The 23,521-nt window shown below is 62.4% G+C and carries 20 protein-coding genes; 5 read left to right on the top strand and 15 right to left on the bottom strand.

Annotated features, from left to right (window positions below; all coding sequences use genetic code 11):
- The first annotated feature begins 5 nt into the window (after nucleotides 1-5).
- Genes AB4Y77_RS04425 through pgl form a run of 4 tightly spaced genes read left to right on the top strand, consistent with a single transcriptional unit; the run spans nucleotide 6 to nucleotide 4,955 of the window.
- Nucleotides 6-1,637, top strand: a complete 1,632-nt coding sequence (locus AB4Y77_RS04425; RefSeq protein WP_442013083.1) for a glucose-6-phosphate isomerase — start codon at nucleotides 6-8, stop codon at nucleotides 1,635-1,637.
- A 15-nt stretch (nucleotides 1,638-1,652) separates the two neighbouring features.
- A complete protein-coding gene (gene zwf, locus AB4Y77_RS04420; RefSeq protein ID WP_311213290.1) occupies nucleotides 1,653-3,209 on the top strand; it encodes a glucose-6-phosphate dehydrogenase in 1,557 nt (518 codons plus the stop codon).
- On the top strand, nucleotides 3,206-4,147 hold the full coding sequence (locus tag AB4Y77_RS04415) for a glucose-6-phosphate dehydrogenase assembly protein OpcA (protein ID WP_024821021.1): 942 nt from the start codon (nucleotides 3,206-3,208) through the stop codon (nucleotides 4,145-4,147). The genes zwf and AB4Y77_RS04415 overlap by 4 nt, the downstream gene beginning before the upstream one ends.
- A complete protein-coding gene (gene pgl / locus AB4Y77_RS04410) occupies nucleotides 4,137-4,955 on the top strand; it encodes a 6-phosphogluconolactonase (RefSeq protein ID WP_311213289.1) in 819 nt (272 codons plus the stop codon). Before AB4Y77_RS04415 ends, pgl begins: the two co-directional genes overlap by 11 nt.
- Here pgl and AB4Y77_RS04405 read toward each other — a convergent pair.
- The 15 genes from AB4Y77_RS04405 to AB4Y77_RS04335 all read right to left on the bottom strand — a co-directional run bounded on the left by AB4Y77_RS04405 (nucleotide 4,908) and on the right by AB4Y77_RS04335 (nucleotide 20,909).
- Nucleotides 4,908-5,303, bottom strand: coding sequence for an RNA polymerase-binding protein RbpA (locus tag AB4Y77_RS04405; protein ID WP_311213288.1), 396 nt, complete (start codon nucleotides 5,301-5,303; stop codon nucleotides 4,908-4,910). The two genes, pgl and AB4Y77_RS04405, sit on opposite strands and share 48 nt — an antisense overlap.
- Nucleotides 5,304-5,478: 175 nt before the next feature.
- Nucleotides 5,479-5,736 (bottom strand): preprotein translocase subunit SecG, encoded by a 258-nt coding sequence (secG, locus tag AB4Y77_RS04400; RefSeq protein ID WP_024821019.1) that lies wholly within the window; start codon nucleotides 5,734-5,736, stop codon nucleotides 5,479-5,481.
- A 36-nt stretch (nucleotides 5,737-5,772) separates the two neighbouring features.
- Nucleotides 5,773-6,588: a triose-phosphate isomerase gene (gene tpiA / locus AB4Y77_RS04395; RefSeq protein ID WP_311213287.1), complete on the bottom strand. Its 816-nt coding sequence runs from the start codon at nucleotides 6,586-6,588 to the stop codon at nucleotides 5,773-5,775.
- 74 nt (nucleotides 6,589-6,662) lie between these two features.
- Nucleotides 6,663-7,889 (bottom strand): phosphoglycerate kinase, encoded by a 1,227-nt coding sequence (locus AB4Y77_RS04390; protein ID WP_311213286.1) that lies wholly within the window; start codon nucleotides 7,887-7,889, stop codon nucleotides 6,663-6,665.
- Nucleotides 7,890-7,898: 9 nt separating this feature from the next.
- A complete protein-coding gene (gap, locus tag AB4Y77_RS04385; RefSeq protein WP_311213285.1) occupies nucleotides 7,899-8,909 on the bottom strand; it encodes a type I glyceraldehyde-3-phosphate dehydrogenase in 1,011 nt (336 codons plus the stop codon).
- A 271-nt stretch (nucleotides 8,910-9,180) separates the two neighbouring features.
- On the bottom strand, nucleotides 9,181-9,804 hold the full coding sequence (locus AB4Y77_RS04380) for a superoxide dismutase (RefSeq protein ID WP_062069703.1): 624 nt from the start codon (nucleotides 9,802-9,804) through the stop codon (nucleotides 9,181-9,183).
- 175 nt (nucleotides 9,805-9,979) lie between these two features.
- A complete protein-coding gene (gene whiA / locus AB4Y77_RS04375; protein WP_442013082.1) occupies nucleotides 9,980-10,960 on the bottom strand; it encodes a DNA-binding protein WhiA in 981 nt (326 codons plus the stop codon).
- 9 nt (nucleotides 10,961-10,969) lie between these two features.
- Nucleotides 10,970-11,986, bottom strand: coding sequence for a gluconeogenesis factor YvcK family protein (locus tag AB4Y77_RS04370; RefSeq protein WP_089595053.1), 1,017 nt, complete (start codon nucleotides 11,984-11,986; stop codon nucleotides 10,970-10,972).
- Complete coding sequence (gene rapZ / locus AB4Y77_RS04365) at nucleotides 11,986-12,909, bottom strand: RNase adapter RapZ (RefSeq protein WP_311213284.1); 924 nt, start codon at nucleotides 12,907-12,909, stop codon at nucleotides 11,986-11,988. The genes AB4Y77_RS04370 and rapZ overlap by 1 nt, the downstream gene beginning before the upstream one ends.
- A 127-nt stretch (nucleotides 12,910-13,036) precedes the next feature.
- Nucleotides 13,037-15,052, bottom strand: coding sequence for an excinuclease ABC subunit UvrC (gene uvrC / locus AB4Y77_RS04360; protein WP_442013081.1), 2,016 nt, complete (start codon nucleotides 15,050-15,052; stop codon nucleotides 13,037-13,039).
- 61 nt (nucleotides 15,053-15,113) lie between these two features.
- Nucleotides 15,114-15,782 (bottom strand): lysophospholipid acyltransferase family protein, encoded by a 669-nt coding sequence (locus tag AB4Y77_RS04355; RefSeq protein ID WP_311213282.1) that lies wholly within the window; start codon nucleotides 15,780-15,782, stop codon nucleotides 15,114-15,116.
- Nucleotides 15,769-16,485, bottom strand: a complete 717-nt coding sequence (locus tag AB4Y77_RS04350; protein WP_442013080.1) for an HAD hydrolase-like protein — start codon at nucleotides 16,483-16,485, stop codon at nucleotides 15,769-15,771. The genes AB4Y77_RS04355 and AB4Y77_RS04350 overlap by 14 nt, the downstream gene beginning before the upstream one ends.
- Nucleotides 16,486-16,553: 68 nt before the next feature.
- Complete coding sequence (gene uvrA, locus AB4Y77_RS04345; protein ID WP_442013079.1) at nucleotides 16,554-19,481, bottom strand: excinuclease ABC subunit UvrA; 2,928 nt, start codon at nucleotides 19,479-19,481, stop codon at nucleotides 16,554-16,556.
- A 65-nt stretch (nucleotides 19,482-19,546) separates the two neighbouring features.
- Nucleotides 19,547-19,927 carry a GntR family transcriptional regulator gene (locus AB4Y77_RS04340; protein ID WP_311213279.1) on the bottom strand — a complete coding sequence of 127 codons (381 nt, stop codon included), beginning with the start codon at nucleotides 19,925-19,927 and terminating at the stop codon, nucleotides 19,547-19,549.
- Between the two features lie 202 nt (nucleotides 19,928-20,129).
- Nucleotides 20,130-20,909, bottom strand: a complete 780-nt coding sequence (locus tag AB4Y77_RS04335; protein ID WP_442013078.1) for a trans-aconitate 2-methyltransferase — start codon at nucleotides 20,907-20,909, stop codon at nucleotides 20,130-20,132.
- 70 nt (nucleotides 20,910-20,979) lie between these two features.
- Between AB4Y77_RS04335 and AB4Y77_RS04330 the strand changes: the two genes are divergently transcribed.
- Nucleotides 20,980-23,514 carry a DEAD/DEAH box helicase gene (locus AB4Y77_RS04330; RefSeq protein ID WP_311213277.1) on the top strand — a complete coding sequence of 845 codons (2,535 nt, stop codon included), beginning with the start codon at nucleotides 20,980-20,982 and terminating at the stop codon, nucleotides 23,512-23,514.
- The last annotated feature ends 7 nt before the right edge of the window (nucleotides 23,515-23,521 follow it).

Genomic DNA, 23,521 nt, shown 5'->3' with positions numbered 1-23,521 from the left:
CCACTATGAGCACAATCAGCTACGACGCCAGCGGTGCCGCACAGCAGGCCATCGCCAAGCACATTGACGGCCTGGTCGAGGACAGGATCGCCACGCGGATTTTCGCCAAGGACCACACCCTTTGGGGTCCTGACGCGGAGTCAGAGTCCGCGATCCGTCTCGGCTGGGTCGAGGCCGCCACGGTGTCCCAGGCCTTGGTCGGCGACATCCTGGAACTTCGCGACGCTCTTCGCGCCGAAGGAGTTACCCGCATTGTCCTCTGTGGCATGGGCGGGTCTTCGCTGGCTCCGGAGGTCATTGCCGGTACTGCCGGCGTCGAGCTGACTGTGCTGGACAGCACTGACCCTGAACAGGTTGGTGCTGCCCTGGCGGACCGGCTGGCTGAAACGGCCATCGTCGTTTCCTCCAAGTCCGGCTCCACCGTTGAAACCGACTCCCAGCGCCGCGTGTTCGAAAAAGCGTTCAACGACGCCGGAATCGACGCCAAAAGCCGCATCATCATCGTCACGGATCCGGGCTCGCCCCTGGATAAGGCTTCCCGCGAGGCAGGCTACCGTGCGGTGTTCAACGCCGACCCCAACGTCGGTGGCCGTTTCTCGGCACTGACTGCCTTTGGCTTGGTTCCGTGTGGACTTGCCGGTGTGGACATCCAGGCTTTCCTGGATGAGGCAGAGGAAGCGGCGGAGATCCTCAATGAGGACTCCGCTGACAACATCGGCCTGGCGCTGGGCATTGCTTTGGGCGGAACCAGCCCGCTGCGCAACAAGATCATCATTGCCGAAGACGGGTCCGGCATTGTCGGTTTCGCTGATTGGGCCGAACAGCTCATCGCCGAATCCACCGGCAAGTTGGGCACTGGTGTTTTGCCGGTCGTTGCCGGCCCGGATTCTCCTGAAGCCCTGAGCGGGGCCGAGGACGTCCTGGTGGTGCGGCTGGTCAGTGCGGATGACGACGTCGAGCTCCGTGAGAACGAGGTAGCCATTGCCGGTGGACTGGCCTCCCAGATGTTCGCCTGGGAGTTCGCCACCGCCGTGGCGGGTCGTCTGCTGGGCATCAACCCGTTTGACCAGCCCGACGTCGAGGCCGCCAAGGTGGCCGCGCGCGGCTTGCTGGACGCGCGTCCCGAACCCACCCCCGCGGCCTTCACGGACGGCGCTGTGGAAGTACGCGGAGGCGAATGGCTCGGGGACGCCTCAACGGCAAGCGAAGCTGTGCAGGCACTGCTCAGCCAGCTCGGCACGGATGGTTACTTGAGTGTCCAGGCCTACCTGGACCGTATCTCCCACGCACCCCTTGAAGGCATCCGCGATGAACTCGCGGCCGTCAGTGGGCGTCCGGTGACGTTCGGTTGGGGTCCGCGGTTCCTGCACTCCACCGGCCAGTTCCACAAGGGTGGACCGGCCATCGGAGTGTTCCTGCAGGTGACTGCGGCATCCTCCACCGATCTGGAAATCCCTGAGCGGCCCTTCACTTTCGGCCAGCTCATTGCTGCCCAGGCCACGGGCGATGCCCAGGTCCTGGAAGGCCATGGCCGCCCGGTATTGCGCCTGCACCTCACCGAGCGTGCCGCCGGCGTAGCCCAACTCCAGGAAGTCGTCGCTGCGTTGGCCGGCCAGGCCAGCGCACTCGAAAGCTAAGGCACAGAACCAAACATGCCAGAAACTGAAAACGGCAGGAAAAACGCCGGTCTGCGGAATCCTTTGCGGGATCCGCGGGACCGGCGCCTGAACCGCATTGCCGGGCCTTCGTCGTTGGTGTTCTTCGGAGTCACCGGCGACCTCGCCCGTAAGAAGCTCATGCCGGCGGTCTATGACCTCGCCAACCGTGGCCTGTTGCCCCCCAGCTTCGCTTTGGTCGGTTTCGGCCGTCGCGACTGGGATAACGCCGACTTCGCGGCAGAAGTCAAGGAAAACGTCAAGGCCCACGCGCGAACCAAGTTCGACGAAGCGGTCTGGGAACAGCTCGCTTCCGGCATTCGTTTTGTTCAGGGCGAGTTCGACGACGACGACGCTTTTGAGCGCCTCGGAGATGTCCTTGATGAGTTGGATGAGACACGCGGTACCCGGGGGAACCACGGCTTTTACCTGTCCATCCCGCCCAAGGCGTTTGAGCAGGTCTGCCGCCAGCTGTCGAAACACGGCCTGGCGCAGGCGAAGCCGGGGCAGTGGCGCCGTGTGGTCATCGAGAAGCCGTTTGGGCATGATCTTGAGTCGGCCCGTCAGCTGAACGACATCGTGGAATCCGTGTTCCCGGCTGATGCCGTGTTCAGGATCGACCATTACCTGGGCAAGGAGACGGTCCAGAACATCCTGGCGCTGCGCTTCGCCAACCAGTTGTTCGAACCGCTGTGGAACGCCAACTACGTGGACCACGTCCAGATCACCATGGCCGAGGACATCGGCACCGGCGGCCGTGCAGGCTATTACGACGGTGTGGGCGCTGCCCGTGACGTGATCCAGAACCACTTGCTCCAGTTGCTGGCATTGACGGCCATGGAAGAGCCCATCTCCTTCAACGCCGATGACCTGCGCGCGGAGAAGGAAAAGGTCCTGGCCGCGGTCAAGCTCCCCGATGATCTCTCCACGCATTCGGCCCGGGGTCAGTTCACCGGTGGGTGGCAGGGCGGCGAGGAAGTCCTCGGGTACCTGGACGAGGATGGCATCCCCGCCGATTCGAAGACCGAGACGTTCGCGGCGATCCGGGTGGACATCAACACCCGCCGCTGGAATGGTGTGCCGTTCTACCTGCGTGCCGGTAAGCGCCTGGGCCGTCGCGTCACCGAGATCGCCGTGGTGTTCAAGCGTGCACCTAACCTGTTGTTCCGTGATCATGGCGAGGACGACTTTGGCCAGAATGCCGTGGTGATCCGTGTCCAGCCCGATGAGGGCGCGACGATCCGTTTCGGTTCCAAGGTTCCGGGCACGCAGATGGAAGTCCGCGATGTCACCATGGACTTCGGCTACGGCCACTCCTTCACCGAGTCCAGCCCCGAAGCATATGAGCGGCTGATCCTGGATGTACTCTTGGGCGAGCCGCCGCTGTTCCCACGCCATCAGGAAGTGGAACTGTCCTGGAAGATCCTTGATCCGTTCGAGGAATACTGGGCCGGCCTGGATGAACAACCGCAACCCTACGCACCCGGCAGTTGGGGACCGGCCTCGGCCGACGCCCTGTTGGCCCGCGACGGACGAACCTGGAGAAGGCCATGATTGTAGATCTTCCCGATACCACCACCTCCAAGATCTCCAAGAAGATCATGTCCCTGCGCGAACAGGGCGGTGTGATTGCCTTGGGTCGTGTGCTGACCCTCGTGGTGGTGACCAAGTCCGGGCAGGAAGAAGAAGCCATCGAGGCAGCCAATGAAGCCAGCAGGGAACACCCCTGCCGGATCATTGTCCTGGCCGATGCCGGTGTGGAAGGTCCGGACCGCCTTGATGCGCAGATCCGGGTAGGCGGTGACGCCGGCGCGTCCGAAGTCATCGTTCTGCGCGGGCACGGGCATATGGCCCACGAAAGCGAATCCCTCGTGGCCGCCCTTCTCCTGCCGGACGCCCCGATCGTGGCGTGGTGGCCGCACGGCGCCCCGGAAAGCGCCTGCGAGACCTCCATCGGCCGCATCGCCCACCGGCGTATCACCGATTCGGCCAACGAACCCGACCCCCGCCGGGCGTTGGAGAACATCCGGGCAACGTACAAGGCCGGCGACACCGACCTCGCCTGGACCCGACTGACCAACTGGCGCATGCAACTCGCAGCAGTTTTCGACCAAGTCGACAGCGACCCCGTCTCGGCCGTGGCGGTTGAAGGCGCATCGGACTCCCCCAGCACCTTGTTGCTGGCAGCCTGGCTGAGCCTGGCGCTGGAGGCGCCCGTGACGATTGTGGCGGACCCCGCAGGTACCGGCATTCGGCGGGTCCGGCTGACCCGAGCAAGCGGCGACGTCCAGCTTTTCCGTCCCGGACTGTCTGTGGCGGAACTGACCCAGCCCGGACAGCCGGCACAGCGTATCACCCTCCCCCGGCGCAGTCTTAAAGATTGCCTCGCCGAAGAACTCCGACGGCTTGACCCCGACGAAGTCTTCGGAGAAGTGATTACGATGGGACTGCCACTTACCAGCCAGAGGAGAGTCCAGACAAGTGCACGCTGAGCCAAGAGTTAGCATCCATCCCGACTCCAAGGTGTTGATGGCCGCCATCGCGGCACGCCTCATTACCAAGCTTGTGGATGTCCAGGACAAGCATGGCGAGGCCACGGTGGTCCTGACCGGCGGCACCGTCGGTATCGGAACGCTGAAGGCTGTGGCCGATTCAGCTGCAGCACCGGCCGTCGACTGGTCGAAAGTTAACTTTTGGTGGGGTGATGAGCGCTTTGTTGCCGCTGACAGCGATGACAGGAATACCCGTCAAGCGCATCACGCCCTGCTGGCCCACCTGGCCGTAGATCCTGCCAGGATCCACGAGCCTGGCTCGACGGACCAGTTTGCCACGGCTGACGAAGCCGCCACTGCCTACGCCGAGGAACTCAAAGCAGCGGCCGAAGCCGAGCACGCAGCTGACATGTCTGATAACCGCGCCGATGAGCCTGGCATCCTGCCGCGCTTCGATGTCCTGCTTCTTGGCGTAGGCCCGGACGCCCACGTGGCGTCGCTGTTCCCCGAGCAGGCCGGCATCCGGGAGAAGAAACGCACGGTGGTGGGCGTCGAGAATTCGCCCAAGCCGCCGTCGTCGCGCGTCTCTTTGACGCTGCCCGCCATCAACACCGCCCAGGAGATCTGGATGGTTGTTGCCGGCGAGGACAAGGCAGGAGCTGTTGGCCTGGCCTTGGCGGGCGCCAACCCGGTCCAGGTGCCCGCAGCCGGCCCCGTTGGCCGTGCGCGGACCCTGTGGCTTATCGACGAGAACGCAGCGTCACGCGTCCCCCAGCAGTTGGTCCGGAAGGACCCCGCGGGCGCGTAGCCGCTCCAACGCTCCAGCCAGGACAATTTCTGCGTCTTGGCTGGAGCGTCTCTCTTTAACGTAATCGAGGTGCGATTTGAAGAGCTCATCCCCCGGCCTGGCCGAGGCTGGATTGCCGGGATCCCGTGAGGCAGGGAGACCGCATTTGGGGCAGTCCCAGTTCCTGGGTATTTGATCGTCCGGCAGCTTAAGGAAAACAAGCCGCGTTTCGTGTCCTTTGGCGCACCAATAGGGAACCCGAATTCGCGGCAGCTGCACTCCCTCGCCATGGTCGCTTTGGTTTCTCGGAGTAGAACCTTGGGCCACGCCTACGCGGGTGCCCCGATATCCTGGCGTGCCATGAACCATTTTCGAACCCCTAGCGACTCGGTGGTCGGCCGTCACGGCCTGCGGGCCTTTCGGCCAACACGGTCATTCTAATGCGAAGGGCTCGAGGACGGCACCAGGGATGGGTAGCTGACAAAAAGAGGAGTGGTCCCTGGCAGGAACCACTCCTCTTGTGACAGATCAGTTGCGGTGGTGACTAAGAGTCGCCACCTGAGGTGAAGCGCATGATCAGGCCAAGGCCGATGATGACAGCTCCCCATGTAATACCGAGAATGATGGTGAAGCGATTCAGGTTGCGCTCGGCTACACCGGACGAACTCAATCCGGAGCTCATTCCGCCACCGAACATGTCGGACAAACCGCCGCCACGTCCCTTGTGCAAGAGGATGAGCAGCGTCAGCAGAAGACTGGTGATTCCCAGCAAGATCTGCAGAATGACTTGAAGAACGTCCACGACGGCCTTTCGAAGAAGCGGAAAACGGGAGCCGGACTAGTCCGTGACGAGGTGGCTCTCGAACCTGACAATGTTAGCAAACTCAGCGGGGTCCAGGCTTGCGCCACCCACAAGCAATCCGTCAACATCATTTTCGGCCATGATGGCCGCTGCATTGTTGGCCTTGACGGAACCGCCGTAAAGCAGGCGGGTCTTTGCTGCGACGGTTTCGTCGAAGAGTTCGGCAAGTTCGGCTCGGATGGCTGCGCACATTTCCTGAGCATCCTCCGGACCGGCAACTTCACCCGTGCCGATGGCCCAGACGGGCTCGTAGGCAACCACGAGTTCCGCAGCCTGCTCAGCAGTGAGTCCCTCAACACCGGCGCGCAGCTGGGTGAGAGTGTGCTCCACATGCGTTCCTGCCTGGCGGATCTCAAGGCCTTCGCCGACGCAGAGTACAGGGGTGACACCATGGCGGAATCCGGCTTTGACCTTGGCGTTCAGGACGTCGTCGGACTCGTTGTGGATGGTGCGGCGCTCACTGTGGCCCACCAGGACGTAAGCGCAGCCCAGCTTGCTGAGGAACTGACCGGAGATGTCACCGGTGTAGGCTCCGGAGTCGAACTGCGAGAGGTCCTGGCCACCGTAGACGACCTCAAGGTCGTCACCCTGGACCAGCGTCTGGACGCCACGGAGGTCCGTGAACGGCGGGAAGACAGCGACCTCGGCACGGTTGTAGTCGTGCTTGGCGTCGGACAGCGTCCAAGCGAGCTTCTGCAGCAGGGTGATGCCCTGGACATGGTCCATGTTCATCTTCCAGTTGCCGGCGATGAAGGGCTTGCGGACAAAGTTGCCGTTGGCAGAGGTAGTCACATGAACTCCAAAGAATGCGTTGAAATATGGAACGGCCGGCAGGACGCCGTGGCGCCCTGCCGGCCGGATTGTACTTAGCGGTCCAGAACGCTCAGGCCGGGAAGTTCCTTGCCTTCAAGGTATTCCAGGCTTGCGCCACCACCAGTGGAGATGTGTCCGAACTGCGAGTCCTCGAACCCAAGGGTCCGAACGGCTGCGGCGGAATCGCCACCCCCCACCACTGTGAAGGCGACCGTGTCCGTCAGCGCCTGGGCAATAGCCCGTGTGCCGCTGGAGAAGGCTTCGAATTCGAAGACACCCATGGGGCCGTTCCAGAAGACGGTCTTGGCGCCTTCGATCTGGGCTGCGAACGCGGACGCGGATTCCGGTCCGATGTCCAGGCCGATGCCGGAAGCACCGAAAGCGCTGTCCTCGATGGCGTCCGCCCTGACGACCTCGTGGTCTGCGTCAGCTGCAAAGCGGCTGGCCACCACTACGTCGGTGGGGATCACGAAGGAGGTACCAGCAGCAGAAGCGCGCTGGAGGTAGTCCTGGACTACGGGAATCTGGTCCTCCTCGAGAAGGCTGCCCGCAACCTTATGGCCCGCTGCGGCCAGGAAGGTGAAGAGCATGCCGCCGCCAACAAGGATGGTGTCCGCCTTGCCCAGGAGGTTCTCGATCACTGCCAACTTGTCCGAGACCTTGGATCCACCAAGAACCACGACATATGGGCGCTGTGTGTCCGTGGTGAGCTTCCGGAGAACCTCTACCTCGGTGTGGACGAGGTCGCCCAAGTAGGACGGCAACCGGGTGGCCACGTCATAAACGCTGGCGTGCTTGCGGTGGACCGCACCAAAAGCATCGTCCACGAACGCGCCGTTGCTTCCCGTGAGGGCAACCAGCTCGTCGGCAAATGCGCCGCGCTGGGCGTCGTCCTTGCTGGTTTCGCGGGCATCGAAGCGGACGTTCTCCAGGATGAGTACGTCACCGTCGTTGAGGCCGGATGAGAGCTCCTTGGCGGAGTCCCCCACAGTGTCTGCGGCAAGCTGTACAGGGAAGTCCGCCAGTTCAGCAAGGCGGGCTGCAGCGGGCTTCAGGGAGAACTTGTCTTCAGGAACGCCCTTGGGGCGTCCCAGGTGTGCAGTAACGAGCACACGGGCACCGGCGTCCGAGAGCTTCTTGAGGACCGGAAGCGAGGCCTTGATGCGGCCGTCGTCGGTCACTGTAGAGCCGTCGAGCGGCACATTCAGGTCACTTCTGACCAGAATGTACCGCCCGCGGACACCTTCAGCGATGAGTTCGTTGAGGGTGTGAGATGTCATGTGTCTACCCTAGCCCAGCTTGGATGCGACGAGCTCCGTGAGGTCTACGAGGCGGTTGGAGTAACCCCACTCGTTGTCATACCAGGAAACAACCTTGACCTGGTTGCCGATGACCTTGGTGAGGCCGGAGTCGAAGATGGAAGAAGCCGGGTCCCCGACGATGTCCGAGGACACGATGGGAGCATCGGTGTAGCTAAGGATGCCGGCGAACTGCTCGGACTCGGCGGCAGCCTTGACGGCTGCGTTGACTTCTTCAACCGTTACTTCGCGGGAGACGGTGACCGTGAGGTCCGTAGCGGAACCCGTGGGGACCGGAACGCGGATGGCGTAGCCGTCCAGCTTGCCCTTGAGCTCCGGGAGCACCAGGCCGATGGCCTTGGCTGCACCGGTGGATGTCGGAACCATGTTGATGGCAGCGGCACGGGCGCGGCGGAGATCGCCGTGCGGTCCGTCCTGCAGGTTCTGGTCGGCCGTGTAGGCGTGGACCGTGGTCATGAGGCCACGCTCGATGCCGAAGGCGTCGTTCACTACCTTGGCCAGCGGGCCGAGGCAGTTGGTGGTGCAGGAGGCGTTGGAAATGATGTTGTGCGCTGCGGGATCGTAGAGCTCGTGGTTGACGCCCATGACGATGGTGATGTCTTCGTCGCTGGCGGGTGCCGAGATCAGGACCTTCTTGGCGCCGGCATCAAGGTGCTTCTGGGCTGCTGCGGCCTTGGTGAAGAAGCCGGTGGACTCGATGACGATGTCAACACCCAATTCGCCCCAAGGAAGGTTGGCGGGATCGCGCTCAGCCAGGACCTTGATGGACTTGCCGTCGACTACCAGGTTTCCATCGACAACTTCCACGGTCTGGGCGAGGCGTCCACCGACGGAGTCGTACTTCAGGAGGTGGGCGAGGGTTTCGGGGCTGGTGAGGTCGTTGACTGCGACGATCTCAAGGTCTGCGCCCTGGGCCAGTGCTGCACGGAAGTAGTTACGGCCGATGCGGCCGAAGCCGTTGATACCAATACGGGTGGTCACTATGTGTCAATCTCCTTGGTGCTCTTGCAAGCACGCCTAGTGAGTCGGATTTATTATTTCCAACTAACAGACCCCGCACGTCTTTGGGCAGAGGTGATTATCAGATCGGAGGGCGACCAGCCACGTTGCTGAAGGCTAACCGCCTTCCGTGATCCATCTTACGTTTAACTAAGCCTGCCCCCGCAACTGCGGAGGCAGGCTTTCCAGCATTTGGCCCCAATTCACGCAAAAAGTGACTTTTGTTACATCGGCGTGAACCGGGGCTCACCAACTAAAGGACGATGAGCCCCGTGGCGTTGGCGCGCGCGGCTTCGAAACGCTTGGCAACGTCCGCCCAGTTGACGATGTTCCAGAAGGCCTTGACGTAGTCAGCCTTGACGTTGACGTAGTCCAAGTAGAAAGCGTGCTCCCACATGTCCAGCATCAGCAGCGGCGTGGTGCCGACTGCAACGTTGCCCTGCTGATCGTAGAGCTGCTCGATGAGCAGGTTGCCGCCGATGGGCTCGTACGCCAGGAAAGCCCAGCCGGAACCCTGCAAACCAAGTGCGGCAGCGCTGAACTGTGCACGGAAAGCGTCGAACGAACCAAAAGCGTCGTCGATGGCTGCTGCGAGCTCACCTTCGGGCTTGTCGCCGCCGTCCGGGGAAATGTTGTTCCAGAAAACGGAGTGGTTGATGTGTCCGCCGGTGTGGAACGCGAGGTCCTTGGAGAGACGGTTGATGTTGGCGAAATCATTGTTTTCGCGCGCTTCGGCCAGCTGCTTGAGGGCGTTGTTGGCGCCGGCAACGTAAGCGGCATGGTGCTTGCTGTGGTGCAGCTCCATGATCTTTGCCGAAATGTGCGGCTCGAGTGCTGCGTAGTCGTAGCCGAGCTCGGGCAGAACGTACTCTGTCACGAAATCCTCCAATGTAATGGACTGACGTCCGGGTTGGTAACTCTCGTTATGTCATCCGGCCAGCATGCCGGCCGGAAATCCTTGGCGAAGAAGCTTGGCTGTCGCCTCCATCGGGAACAACCCCGGGTGGCCTCGCAGTATTTCCTCCACGCATTTTCGATTCTATGGGTGCGGACTACTCGTCCATCATTTCCGGAGTCACATTTGCCTCAGTACCCGGGATACCCAGGTCGAGGGCACGCTTATCCGCCATGGCAAGGAGACGGCGGATGCGGCCCGCGATGGCGTCCTTGGTCATGGGTGGATCCGCAAGGCGTCCGAGTTCATCCAGGCTTGCCTGCTTGTGGGCCACACGGAGCTCCCCGGCGTACTTGAGGTGATCCGGTACGTCGTCTCCCAGGATTTCCAGGGCACGGTCCACCCTGGCACCCGCTGCCACTGCTGCTTGGGCGGAGCGGCGCAGGTTGGCGTCGTCAAAGTTGGCAAGCCTGTTGGCCGTAGCCCGGACTTCCTTGCGCATGCGCCGCTCTTCCCAGACCATCAGGGCGTCATGGGCTCCCATCCGGGTCAGGAGGGCAGCAATGGTGTCTCCGTCACGGATGACCACGCGGTCCACTCCACGCACCTCACGGGCCTTTGCCTGGATGCCGAGCCGGCGGGCAGCTCCTACGAGCGCCAGTGCGGATTCGGGGCCGGGGCAAGTTACTTCCAGCGAGGAGGAACGCCCCGGTTCGGTGAGCGAACCATGGGCAAGGAACGCTCCCCGCCAGACTGCCTCAGCGTCTGCAGCCGAGCCGTTGACTACCACCGAGGGCAACCCCCGCACTGGGCGTCCGCGTCCATCCAGCAGGCCCGTCTGGCGGGCGAGGGCCTCGCCATCCCGGACCACACGGACAACGTAGCGGCTCCCCCGGCGCAGGCCGCCTCCGGAAACGACGATGATTTCGCTCTGGTGGCCGTACACATCCGCGATCGCTGCCCGGAGGCGGCGTGCAGTGGAAGCGAGGTCGACTTCAGCCTCGATGACGATCCTGCCCGAAATGATGTGCAGGCCGCCCGCGAAGCGCAGCATTGCCGAAACTTCAGCCTTGCGGACTGAAGATTTTTTGATGTCCAGCCGGGACAGTTCGTCCTTGACCGACGCAGTAAGTGCCATCGCGTATTCCTAACTGTTCCCGAAAATATCGTGGTACGCCGCTGCCAGCAGCAGTGGATCATGGACGGGGCGGCGCCTCGACGCCCCTACTCTACCCAACACCACTTCAGCCCCGATCATCCCCGCGGCCTTCTCGAAGGCTTTGAGATCCTGGATTGCAGCAGGATCCGCAAGGACCACATCCACGCTGAACTCAGGTGCATAGCGGCGCAGGACGTCGAGATGATCCGCGGCTGTCATGCCCGAGGTTTCCTTCGTTTCGACGTCAAGGTTCATGGTGAGGCAGCGTTTCGCAGCGGTGTCGCCCAGGGCTTGGCGCAGCTCAGGCAACAGCAGATGCGGCAGGACCGAGGTGTACCAGGAGCCGGGTCCGAGAATGACCCAGTCCGCCAGTTCGATGGCCGTCAGGGCTTCTGTGCAGGCAGGAGCATCCTCAGGCAACAGCCTGACGTCTTCAAGCTTGCCCGCCACAGCGCATTTGGCCTGGCCCCGGACCGTACGCAGTTCCTGGCCGCCCCCCGGAAGGTCAAGGTGGGCCTGGCCCTCAATGGTGAGGGGAACGCTGGACATGGGCAGAACCTGGCCCCTGGCTCCCAGCAGGGCGCCGGCCCATTTCAGGCCGGCAACTGTATCTCCCAAGAGCTCCCACAGGGTCACGATCAACAGATTGCCCATGGCGTGATGGTCCAGTGAGCCGCCCTTGGCGGATCCGGCGTTGAAACGGTGCTGCATGACGTCACGCCACGTCCGGCCCCAGTCGGTGTCGTCGCACAGAGCGCTGAGCGCCATCCGCAGGTCACCGGGCGGAAGGACACCGTACTCTTCGCGGAGACGCCCGGATGAGCCGCCGTCGTCCGCTACTGTAACGATTGCCGTCAGCTCGGAGGTGAGCAAGCGCAGGGCCGACAGCGACGCCGCCAGGCCGTGGCCGCCACCCAGGGCAACCACTGACGGACTCTTCTTCTGCTGGCTGCCGGGGACGCCTTTGGGCGGAATCAGGGGCAGCGGGCCGGTGAGGACGCCCACTACTCGCGTCCCAGGTCTCGGTGGGTGGTGGTGACGGTGACACGGGGATACTGCGCCAAACGCTTGGAAAGTTCGACGGCGACGGCCACCGAACGGTGTTTGCCTCCCGTGCAGCCGACGGCCAACGTGGCGTAGTGCTTGTTCTCCTGGCGGTAGCCGTCCAGGACCGGTTCCAAGGCCTGGACATACCTGTCCACGAACTCGTGCACGCCATCGGCAGCGAGCACGTAGTCGCTGACGTCCTCATCCAGGCCCGTGTGGGGCCTGAGTTTGGGAACCCAATGCGGGTTGGGAATGAAGCGGGCATCGGCCACAAAGTTGGCATCCACGGGCAGGCCGTACTTGAACCCAAAGCTCATGACGTTAAGGCGCAGGGTCACCGGGCCTGTGTCGCTGAACAGTTCGGTGATGGCTGTTGCCAGGCCGTGGACATTGAAGTCGGACGTGTCCAGCACGACGTCGGCATGCTCGCGCAGTTCCCGCAGGACCTCGCGTTCGATCCCGATGCCGTCGAGGATCCTGCCGCCGCCCTGCAGGGGATGCGGTCGGCGTCCTTGCTCAAAACGTCGGACCAGGACGTCGTCATTGGCATCCAGGAAGAGAACCCGGAAGGTGATGCCGCTGGCGCTCAGGGCACCCAGCGCCGTCTGGATGTCGGTGAAGAGGTCCTTGCTGCGGACATCCACCACAACTGCCAGCTTGGGAATGGATTTGGGAGCATGCGAGACAATTTCGGCCAGGGTTCCCAGCATCTGCGGCGGGAGGTTGTCCACCACATACCAGCCGTGGTCCTCCAAGGCATCCGAGGCCGTACTGCGTCCTGCCCCGGACATGCCGGTGACTACCAGCAGTTCCGCCTCCGGGGGCTTGACGGGCGTGAGGCCGTCCTGCTCCGTTCCGGACCCTGCCGTTGCCTCATCCATGAGTTGTTCCCCGTTTCGTCCGAAGTGGTGTTTACAGCCTGAGGTGCGCCAGGTTGGTCAACGCACCCTCGTCATGTTCAAGCGCCGGTGACCGCAGATGCGGCCATCGGCCAAGTTCTAACCCTAGCTAAGATTCAAGGATTTCGCCGGTGGTCATGTTGATCGCCGGGACTGCCACCGAGGAGTCATCCGTGGAACCCAGGTGTTGAACCACGGCGGCTGCCAGCGCAGGACCAATGCCTTTGGCTGAGGTGAGCTCTTCGACGGAAGCCGCTTTGATCTTTTTAAGCGAGCCGAAGTGCGCCACCAAGGCCTTGCGCTTGGCTTCACCCAGGCCTGGCACGCCGTCCAGGACGGAGACGGTCATGGCCTTACCGCGCTTTTGCCGATGGAAAGTGATGGCGAAGCGGTGGGCTTCATCACGGATCCGTTGAAGCAGGTACAGCCCCTGCGATGTCCTCGGCAGGATGACCGGGAAGTCGTCGTCGGGCAGCCAGACTTCTTCCAGGCGCTTGGCAAGGCCCACCACGTAGACGTCGTCGATGCCCAGCTCCGCCAACGCACGCTTGGCAGCGTTGACCTGCGGCTGGCCACCATCCACCACCACCAGATTGGGTGGGTAGGCGAACTTGGCCTTGGGGGCCGGCATGGTGGGGTCCGACGGCGGGGCGTCGGCGGCGCTTTTGCCCCCCGCACGCGTTGGGTTGACGATCTCACCGGACACCACGGGGACCTGGGCAGCTTTGTCCGTCAGGTAGTGCCGGAACCGCCGGGTCAGGACGTCGTGCATGGCGGCGGTGTCGTCGGCGGCCGCTGCACCCGTGATGGAGAACTTGCGGTAGTCGGCCTTCTTCGGCAGGCCGTCCTCCACCACCACCATGGAGGCCACCACGTTGGTGCCCTGCACATGCGAGATATCGAAGCACTCGATCCGCAGCAAAGGAACGGGGATGTCCAGGGCTTCCTGCAATTCCTGAAGTGCCACGGAACGGACAGTGATGTCACCGGCCCTCCGGGTTTTGTGCAGCTTGAGGGCATGCTCCGCGTTCTCCCGCACCGTGGACATCAGGGCGGCTTTGTCACCACGCTGCGGCACCCGGATGTCCACCTTGGCGCCACGCAGCCCGCCGAGCCATTCGGTGAGGTCGGCATGGTTGCTGGGCGTCTCCGGCACCAGGACTTCCCGTGGAATCCGGCCCTGGACCTCGCTGTCCTCACCGTAGACCTGCTGCAGCAAATGTTCTATCAACTCAGGTGTGGTGGCGTCTTCGACCTTCTCGACAACCCAGCCGCGCTGACCGCGGACCCGGCCGCCGCGGACGTGGAAGACCTGCACGGAAGCCTCCAATTCGTCGTCGTGGAGGGCGAAAACGTCAGCATCGGTATCTTCTGCAAGAACCACGGCATTACGCTCAAAGACTTTCCGCAGCGCGATGATGTCGTCCCTGAGCCCGGCAGCCCGCTCATAGTCGAGTTCGGCGACGGCCGCGGCCATGTCCTTTTCCAGGCGGCCGATGAAGCGCTTGGCTTCGCCCCCCATGAAGGAACAAAAATCTTCCGCGAGGTCGCGGTGTTCCTCTGGAGTGACGCGGCCGACGCACGGTGCCGAGCATTTGTCGATGTAGCCGAGCAGGCAAGGACGCCCGCTGGATTCCGCGCGCTTGAAGACCCCGGCGCTGCAGCTGCGGACCGGGAACACCCTCAGCAGGGTATCCATCGTGTCGCGGATGGCACCCGCGGTGTAGGGGCCGAAGTACCTGGTGCCCTTCCTGCGTTCGCCACGCATGACCTGCACCCGGGGATACTTCTCCCCCATGGTGACGGCAAGGTAGGGATAGGTTTTGTCGTCGCGGAAAACTACGTTGAAGCGCGGCTTGAACTCTTTGATCCACGTGTATTCCAGCTGCAGCGATTCCAACTCGCTGCCCACCACGGTCCATTCGACGCTGCTGGCCGCATGCACCATGGCATGGGTCTTGGGAAGAAGCCCTGCCGGGTTGGCGAAGTAGGAATTGAGCCTGGACCTGAGGTTCTTTGCCTTGCCCACGTAGATGACCCGGCCATGGGGGTCGCGGAATCGATAGACGCCCGGGGTGGTGGGAATCTCACCTGTTTGGGGCCGGTAACTTGCTGGATCTGCCACGTTTCCAGTCTAGTGAACCGGAACGACAGTCATTGCCACGCCATCGCGGCTGCAGCTCCCGTTAGTCGACGGATTTGCTCTGGTTATAGCTTGCAGAACGTTCCTGGCCGCTGAGTACGGCGATCGCGTCCATGATTTTGTCGGTGACTTCACGCCGTGCCGGAAGTGAGTGGTCCGGCCCGGTCTTCTCGAAGTAGAGCGGCTCGCCAACCTTCATGGTGAAGTGCTGCGGCCTTACTGCGTTTTTGTCGGCCGGTTGCAGCTTTTCGGTTCCGATCAGGCCCACGGGAATGACCGGCGCGCCCGTGGTCAGCGCAAGCCACCCTACGCCCGTGCGTCCACGGTAGAGGATGCCATCACGGGACCTGGTGCCTTCGGGGTAGATGCCGATGCCCTTGCCGGACTCGAGGATGTCCAGCAAGGTCTTAAGCGCCTGCACGCTGGCAGCCTGCTCACCGCGCTCCACCGGAATGGATCCCACGGCTTCGAAGAAAGACTTCATGACAGCGCCTTTGACGCCCTTGGTGGTGAAGTACTCGGCCTTGGCAAAGAAAGCCACCGGACGCGGCATCAGGGCCTGGACGATCACGCTGTCGAGGAAGGAAAGGTGGTTGGGCGCCACAATGAAGGGCCCCTCTTTGGGAACGTTCTCCAACCCAATGACTGTAGGCCGGCACGTGGAGGAAATCAGTCCACGGGTAGTCCACCGGATCGCATCAAAGACTGCCATCGTTTTGTACCTCGCTCAGGGCTGCCGCACGGACAGCGTCAAGTTCTTCAATTTTGATCCGCAACTCTGCTGCGGTTTGCACCACGGCCACAGCGCCGGCTTCTTCGAGTTCTCCGTCCGGGGCGAATCCCCAGGCCACTCCGATGCAATCCAGGCCATTCGCCATGGCCCCCGCAACGTCCTGATGCCTGTCTCCCACCATGACTGCCGGCTGCGAATGCAGGTCAGCCAAGGCAGCCCCGACAATTTCGACTTTGCCGGACGCCGTGTTGGCTTCCAGGGACTCGTTATCCGCAGCCCCGCGGATGGAGACGAAGAAATCGGCGATGTTGTGGTGCTCCAGGACAAGCCTCGCTATGGACTGCGGCTTCTGCGTAGCAACTGCTACAGCCCTGCCTGATTCAGAAAAGTATTCGAGGAGTTCGAAGATCCCGGGGTAGAGCTTGCTCTGCCCGATTCCCGTCTCCTTGTAATGGCGCCGGTAACGCTCAATGGTTTCATTCACCAGGGTTTCCGGGACATTGGCCAAATGCAGCAGGGAATCGCTGAGTTTGGGACCCACCATGGAATTCAGCACGGCCTGCTCCGGAACGGGAAGGTTCAATTCACGGAGGGCCGCAGAGATTCCTCCCGTGATACCGCCGGCTGGATCGACAAGGGTGCCGTCCAGATCGAATATTACGGGCACCGTTGTTTGAGTCACCGGGTTAGTTTCTCACGAGTAGCGGCATGCCTGAAACTCGCATGCCGCTACCGGAATACTTCTGGCGACTATCCGAGAATCTCGGCCAGGAAGGTGGCCGTGTGGCTGTCCGTTGATTTTGCCACCTGTTCAGGCGTTCCCGTAGCAACAATCTTTCCGCCACCCGAGCCACCGTTGGGGCCAAGGTCCACAATCCAGTCCGCGGACTTGATGACGTCCAGGTTGTGCTCAATGGTGATGACCGTGTTGCCCTTGTCCACCAAGCCCTGAAGCACCATGAGGAGCTTCCGGATGTCCTCGAAGTGCAGGCCCGTGGTGGGTTCGTCCAGGACATAGATGCTGCGACCATTGGAGCGCTTTTGCAGCTCTGCGGCAAGCTTCACGCGCTGGGCCTCCCCACCGGACAGTGTGGTTGCGGGCTGTCCCAGACGGACGTAGCCAAGGCCCACGTCCACCAGGGTATTCAAGTGGCGTGCGATCGGGGTGAACGCAGCGAAGAACTCCGCACCCTCCTCAATGGGCATATTGAGGACATCGGCAATGGTCTTGCCCTTGTAGTGGACTTCAAGGGTTTCCCGGTTGTACCGGGCGCCATGGCAGACCTCGCAAGGAACGTAGACGTCCGGCAGGAAGTTCATCTCGATCTTCAAGGTGCCGTCGCCTGAACAGGCCTCGCAGCGGCCGCCCTTGACGTTGAAAGAGAACCGCCCGGGCTGATAACCACGAACCTTGGCTTCGGTGGTCTCGGCGAAGAGCTTGCGGATGTTGTCGAACACCCCGGTGTATGTTGCAGGGTTGGAGCGTGGAGTACGTCCGATGGGGCTTTGATCGACGTGCACCACCTTATCCAGGTGTTCCAGTCCGGCTACCGTCCGGTGCCGTCCCGCCACTTGCTTGGCACCGTTGAGCTTGTTGGCCAAGACCTTGTAGAGGATCTCATTGACCAACGTTGACTTACCGGAACCGCTGACGCCGGTCACCGCAGTAAAGAGCCCCAGCGGGAACGTGGCATCGACGTTGTTGAGGTTGTTCTCACGGGCACCCACAACCTTCAGCTCGCGCTTTTTGTCGTACTTACGGCGTTTGGTGGGAATGTCGATCTTCCGGCGACCCGACAGGTAGGCACCCGTCAGGGAGTCCGTGTTCTCCAGCAGTTCCTTGTAGGTGCCTGAGTGCACCACCTGGCCGCCGTGCTCACCGGCGCCTGGTCCGATGTCCACCACCCAGTCAGCCTCCTGGATGGTGTCTTCGTCATGCTCCACAACTATCAGCGTGTTGCCGAGGTCCCGGAGGCGGGTGAGGGTCTCGATGAGTCGCCGGTTGTCACGCTGGTGGAGGCCGATGGATGGCTCGTCAAGGACATAGAGGACACCCACCAGGCCGGAGCCGATCTGGGTTGCAAGCCGGATGCGCTGGGCTTCTCCACCGGACAGGGTTCCCGAGGGACGCTCGAGGTTGAGGTATTCCAACCCCACATCCAGCAGGAAGGTCAGGCGGGCCTGGATCTCCTTCAGCACCTGGTTGGCGATTTGGGCTTCCCGGCTGGTGAGGGTCAGGCTCCCCAGGAACTCGGCGCACTCACGCATCGGCAAGGCCGCGACTGCGGCGATCGACTTGCCGTTGATGAGCACGGACAACGACGCCGGGTTGAGGCGCGCACCGTTGCACTCGGGGCACGGAATCTGGCGCATGTACTCTTCGTACCGGTCGCGGGCCCACTCAGAGTCGGTCTCCCCGTGCTTGCGGTGGACGTACTGAATGGCTCCTTCGAAGCCCGTGCTGTATTTGCGTTCACGGCCAAAACGGTTCTTGTACTGGACAACAACCTTGTGGTCCTTGCCATGCAGTACCGTGTTCCGGACTTCCTTGGAAAGCTTCTCCCAAGGTGTCTTCATGGAGAAATCGAGTTCATGGGCCAGACCCTCAAGGAGGCGGTTCCAGTACTCCGTGGTTGCCGTTCCCAGGGACCATGGGGCAATGGCGCCTTCGCCCAAAGAGAGCTCAGGATTGGGGATGATGAGTTCCTCGTCCACTTCAAGCTTGGTTCCGATGCCGCTGCAGGCTGAGCAGGCGCCAAAGGGGTTGTTGAAGGAGAACGAGCGAGGCTCAATCTCATCGATGGCCAAAGGGTGCTCGTTGGGGCAGGCAAGATTCTCGGAGAAAGCCCGGATACGACCGGGATCCGAGGCCTCGAGATCCACGAATTCCACCAGGACGCGGCCCTCGGCCAAGCCAAGAGCGGTTTCCACGGAATCCGTGAGCCGCTGGCTGATGTCTTCCTTGACCACCAAGCGGTCAACCACCACTTCGATGGTGTGCTTGAACTGCTTCCCCAGCTTGGGCGGATCGCTCAGTTGGACCAGCTCACCGTCAACGCGTGCGCGCGAATAACCCTTGGCTGTCAGCTCTTTGAACAGGTCAACGAACTCGCCCTTGCGCCCGCGGACCACCGGGGCGAGGACTTGGAAACGTGTGCCCGCCTCAAGCTCCAGAAGCTGGTCAACGATCTGCTGCGGCGTCTGGCGCGCGATGGGTTCGCCACAGACAGGGCAGTGCGGGCGGCCAACTCGGGCCCACAGCAACCGCATGTAGTCATAGATCTCGGTGATGGTACCCACCGTGGAGCGGGGGTTCTTGCTGGTGGATTTCTGGTCGATGGACACCGCGGGCGACAAGCCCTCGATGAAGTCGACATCAGGCTTATCCACCTGGCCAAGGAACTGGCGGGCGTACGCGGACAGCGATTCAACGTACCGGCGCTGCCCTTCGGCGAAGATGGTGTCGAAAGCCAACGATGATTTTCCGGAACCCGAGAGCCCCGTGAACACGATCATGGCATCGCGCGGAAGGTCGAGGTCCACGTTGCGCAGGTTATGCTCCCGGGCACCCTTGACCACCAGCCGCGAGAGGTCGGGCCTCGCGGGTTTGGTGTCAGGAACGACAGGAATGCTGTTCGGGGATTCGATGGCGGTATCTTCAGCTAAGGCTTTGGGCACTTACCAATGCTAATCGAAAACTTCTTCGAATTTCCATGTCGTGCCTCACATGCTACCGATCGGTATCAATCCGCGTCGTAAGCTGCGGCAAGAAGCTGGACTGCCTCGGCGAAAGATGCGCCCTGTGCCTTCGCAGCGGCCGCATACTCCCCCGCCACTTCGGCCAGGGCTCCCCAACGATCATCCCGTGCACAGACCACGGTGCCATTCCGGCCGCGGGTTGCCACGACACCCGCTGCTTCCAGTTCCTTGTAGGCCCGGGCGACGGTGTGCGGTGCCACGTCCAGAACGCCTGCCAGGTTGCGCACGGGCGGCAGCTTCGCTCCCACCGCCAGGACTCCCGAGTCAGCGAGTTCGATGATGCGCAACCTCAACTGCTCAAAGAGGGCGACGGCGCTGGCGGTGTTGGGGCGCCAGCTCCCCGGGAAGTCGCCTGAGGGAGTCACGAGGACCTCCGCCCGGGTGCCGGAAGGAGGCGGGGCATCTGGTGTTCGAAGCGTCCTTGGTCCATGCCGAGAATTAGACCAGCGACGACGGCACTGGACAAGCCATGACGACACGCGCATCTCCATCCATGACCAGGCGGATCACCATGCAGCTCACGGCGCAGGAAGATCGCTGCCTTCCCGCACGGGGAATCCAGCAGCATCATGTGTTCTTCCTTGCCACGGCAAAGATGCGCCGGAACGGGTAGACGGTTCCATGGCTTGTGGCGGGATAGGCCTCGCGCAGCATCGAGGCGTACTCAGCTTCGAAGTCGGCAGCTTCTTCCCCGGACAGGGCGGCCAACACGGGACGGAGCCCCGTGCCGCGGACCCATTGCAGGACCGGGTCACTGCCCGGCAGTACCTGCTGGTAGGTGGTTTCCCAAGCGTCAGCCGAGCAACCGGCGTCGAGCATTATTCCCAAGTAGTCCGCCGGGCTCCCCACGGCCCCGTCATGTCGGAGAACGCCGCCCAGCCGGGCCGACCACTGGGGCGATTCCGCGAGTTGCCGCATCAGAGTGTGGGAGGGAGAGGTGAAATTTCCGGGAACCTGCAGGGCAAACCACGCGCCGGGCTTCAGTGCGCGCAGCCACCCGGCCAGCATTTCCTGATGGCCTGGGACCCATTGAAGGGCTGCATTGCTCACAACTACATCGGTATCGGCGGAGGGCGACCAGTCCGCGATGTCGCCCTGTGTAAATTCCAGATGATTGAACTGCTGCGTGAGCGCGCCCGCTTTGCGGAGCATTTCCTCCGAAGAGTCGACGCCCACAACACGGGCCCCTGGCCAGCGTTCGGTGAGCGTAGCAGTCAGGTTTCCGGGGCCACAGCCAAGGTCCACTATCGTGCCGGGCTCACTGGACTGGACCCTCGCTACGAGGTCGTGGAAAGGACGGTCCCTATGGTTTCCGAATTCCACATACTTGGACGGATCCCACTTCATCAAAGCCTCCTCGCATTTGCCACCATTGCTGGGCCGAGCCTAAACCTTACGGGCACTAAGCTGGAAACCAATGAAACTTCTTGAGCAGCTTCCCGGTTCCACCGCCACCGGTCCCCTGGACCCGGACGAAATCTACACACGGTTCGTGGAGTGGACCGAAACCCGTGGACTGCAGCTGTACCCGGCCCAGGACGAAGCGATCATGGAGCTTGCCTCCGGCGCCAACGTCATCCTCGCCACCCCCACAGGCTCGGGGAAATCGTTGGTGGCGATCGCTGCACACTTCGAGGCGATGGCACGCGGCCAGCGGAGTTACTACACGGCTCCGATCAAGGCACTTGTGTCTGAAAAGTTCTTTGCCCTCTGTGACATCTTCGGCGCGGAGAACGTGGGCATGATCACCGGCGATTCCGGCGTCAACCAGGACGCCCCGATCATCTGCTGCACCGCCGAAATCCTGGCCAACATTGCCCTCCGTGAAGGCTCGACGGCGGAGCTTGGCTCGGTGGTCATGGATGAGTTCCACTTCTACTCCGATCCTCAGCGCGGGTGGGCGTGGCAGGTACCCCTGCTGGAACTCCCCCAGGCGCAGTTCCTCCTGATGTCCGCGACCCTGGGCGACGTCAGGCGCTTCGAAACCGGGCTGACTGAACTCACTGGCCGGTCCACCACCACAGTGAGCTCAGCGGAACGTCCTATTCCGCTGCACTACTACTACCACCTGACCCCGGTCCACGAGAGCCTGGAAGAACTGCTGTCCACCAAGCAGGTCCCGGTGTACGTGGTCCACTTCAGCCAGGCCGAAGCCATTGAGCGTGCCCAGAACCTTATGAGCATCAACATGTGCAGCCGCGCCGAGAAGGACAGGATCGCTGAGCTCATTGCTGGTTTCCGGTTCGCCGCCGGCTTCGGAAAAACCCTCAACAGGCTGGTCCGCCACGGCATCGGTGTCCACCACGCCGGCATGCTTCCCAAATACCGCCGGCTGGTGGAGCAACTGGCCCAGGCCGGGCTGCTGAAGGTCATCTGCGGTACCGACACCTTGGGGGTGGGCATCAACGTGCCCATCCGGACCGTGTTGCTGACTGCGTTGAGCAAGTACGACGGCGTACGCACCAGATCGCTTAATTCACGTGAGTTCCACCAGATTGCCGGACGCGCCGGCCGCGCGGGGTACGACACCGCCGGCACGGTGGTAGTCCAGGCCCCCGACCATGTGGTGGAGAACACCAAGGCAATGGCCAAGGCAACTGCCAAGTTCGGGGATGACCAAAAGAAGTTGCGGCAGGTGGTCAAGAAGAAGCCTCCTGAGGGATTCGTCTCCTGGGGTGAGCCCACGTTTAAACGGCTGGTGGAGTCCGTGCCTGAGCCACTGACGTCCAGTTTCACCGTGACGCACGCAATGCTCCTGAACCTGATGGAACGCCCGGGTGACCCGTTCCAGGCAACCAGGCGCTTGCTCAGCGAGAACCACGAGAACCGCGCAGCCCAGCTCAAGCTCATGAAGAAGGCTCTGGGGATTTACCGCGAACTGCTGGCCGCAGGGGTGGTTGAACGGATCCCGGAGGAAGAGCAGGAAGTCGAGGGGCGCTCTGTACGCCTGACAGTGCACCTGCAGGCAAACTTCGCCCTGAACCAGCCGCTCTCCCCCTTCGCTTTGGCCGCCTTGGAATTGCTCGATCCCGAGTCGCCGTCCTACGCCTTGGACGTGGTCTCCGTGATCGAGTCAACCTTGGAGAAGCCCCGCCAGATTCTTTCCGCGCAGCAAAAGAAGGCACGCGGCGAGGCAGTTGCGGCCATGAAGGCCGATGGCATCGAGTACGACCAGCGGATGGCCATGCTTGACGAAGTTACCTACCCCATGCCTTTAGCGGAGATCCTCGGCGAAGCTTTCGAGGTATACCGCAAGGCCGCGCCGTGGGTGGGCGACTTCGAGCTGGCGCCGAAATCCATCATCCGGGACATGTACGAGCGCGCCATGAACTTTGGTGAGTTCGTGCAGTTCTATGGCCTGGCGCGCTCGGAGGGCATCGTCCTGCGGTACTTGGCGGACGGGTTCCGCGCTCTGCGGCAGACTGTTCCCCAGGATTCGCTGCGTGAGGACCTTGAAGACCTGATTGCGTGGCTGGGAGAACTGGTCCGCCAGGTTGATTCCAGTCTGCTGGATGAATGGGAAGAGCTCACTTCGGGGCTTGCCCCCACACCACACGACGCGCCCCCGCCCCCGCCGCCGCTGCTGACGTCCAACATCCGGGCTTTCCGCGTGATGGTCCGGAACGAAATGTTCCGCAGGGTTGAACTCTTCGCGGATGAGGATTCTGCGGCACTGGGTGAGCTGGACGGCGATGCCGGCTGGGATGCAGAACGCTGGGAAGAAGTCCTGGACGACTACTTCGATGAACACGACGACATCGGCACGGGTCCTGATGCCCGTGGCCCGGGGCTGCTGATCATCACCGAAGAACCCGGCACCTGGAAAGTGCGGCAGATCTTCGACGATCCCGCGGGCAACCATGACTGGGGAATCTCGGCCGAGGTGGACCTGGCCGCATCTGACGAAACCGGTACCGCCGTGGTCCGGGTGACAGACGCCAACAGGCTCTAGGCCAACT

The sequence above is a fragment of the Paenarthrobacter sp. YAF11_1 genome (assembly GCF_052113445.1).
In the GTDB taxonomy this organism is placed as follows: domain Bacteria; phylum Actinomycetota; class Actinomycetes; order Actinomycetales; family Micrococcaceae; genus Arthrobacter.
The sequence above is the reverse complement of the archived record's forward strand: the minus strand, read 5'-3'. Positions and strand labels throughout refer to the sequence as shown.

Bases quoted from the DNA above. Each gene is read 5' to 3' on its own strand.
- AB4Y77_RS04425 (WP_442013083.1), top strand. From the start codon at position 6: ATGAGCACAATCAGCTACGACGCCAGCGGTGCCGCACAGCAGGCCATC.
- zwf (WP_311213290.1), top strand. From the start codon at position 1,653: ATGCCAGAAACTGAAAACGGCAGGAAAAACGCCGGTCTGCGGAATCCT.
- AB4Y77_RS04415 (WP_024821021.1), top strand. From the start codon at position 3,206: ATGATTGTAGATCTTCCCGATACCACCACCTCCAAGATCTCCAAGAAG.
- AB4Y77_RS04405 (WP_311213288.1), bottom strand. From the start codon at position 5,303: ATGGTTCATGGCACGCCAGGATATCGGGGCACCCGCGTAGGCGTGGCC.
- AB4Y77_RS04390 (WP_311213286.1), bottom strand. From the start codon at position 7,889: ATGACATCTCACACCCTCAACGAACTCATCGCTGAAGGTGTCCGCGGG.
- whiA (WP_442013082.1), bottom strand. From the start codon at position 10,960: ATGGCACTTACTGCGTCGGTCAAGGACGAACTGTCCCGGCTGGACATC.
- rapZ (WP_311213284.1), bottom strand. From the start codon at position 12,909: ATGGATGAGGCAACGGCAGGGTCCGGAACGGAGCAGGACGGCCTCACG.
- AB4Y77_RS04355 (WP_311213282.1), bottom strand. From the start codon at position 15,782: ATGGCAGTCTTTGATGCGATCCGGTGGACTACCCGTGGACTGATTTCC.
- AB4Y77_RS04335 (WP_442013078.1), bottom strand. From the start codon at position 20,909: ATGAAGTGGGATCCGTCCAAGTATGTGGAATTCGGAAACCATAGGGAC.
- AB4Y77_RS04330 (WP_311213277.1), top strand. From the start codon at position 20,980: ATGAAACTTCTTGAGCAGCTTCCCGGTTCCACCGCCACCGGTCCCCTG.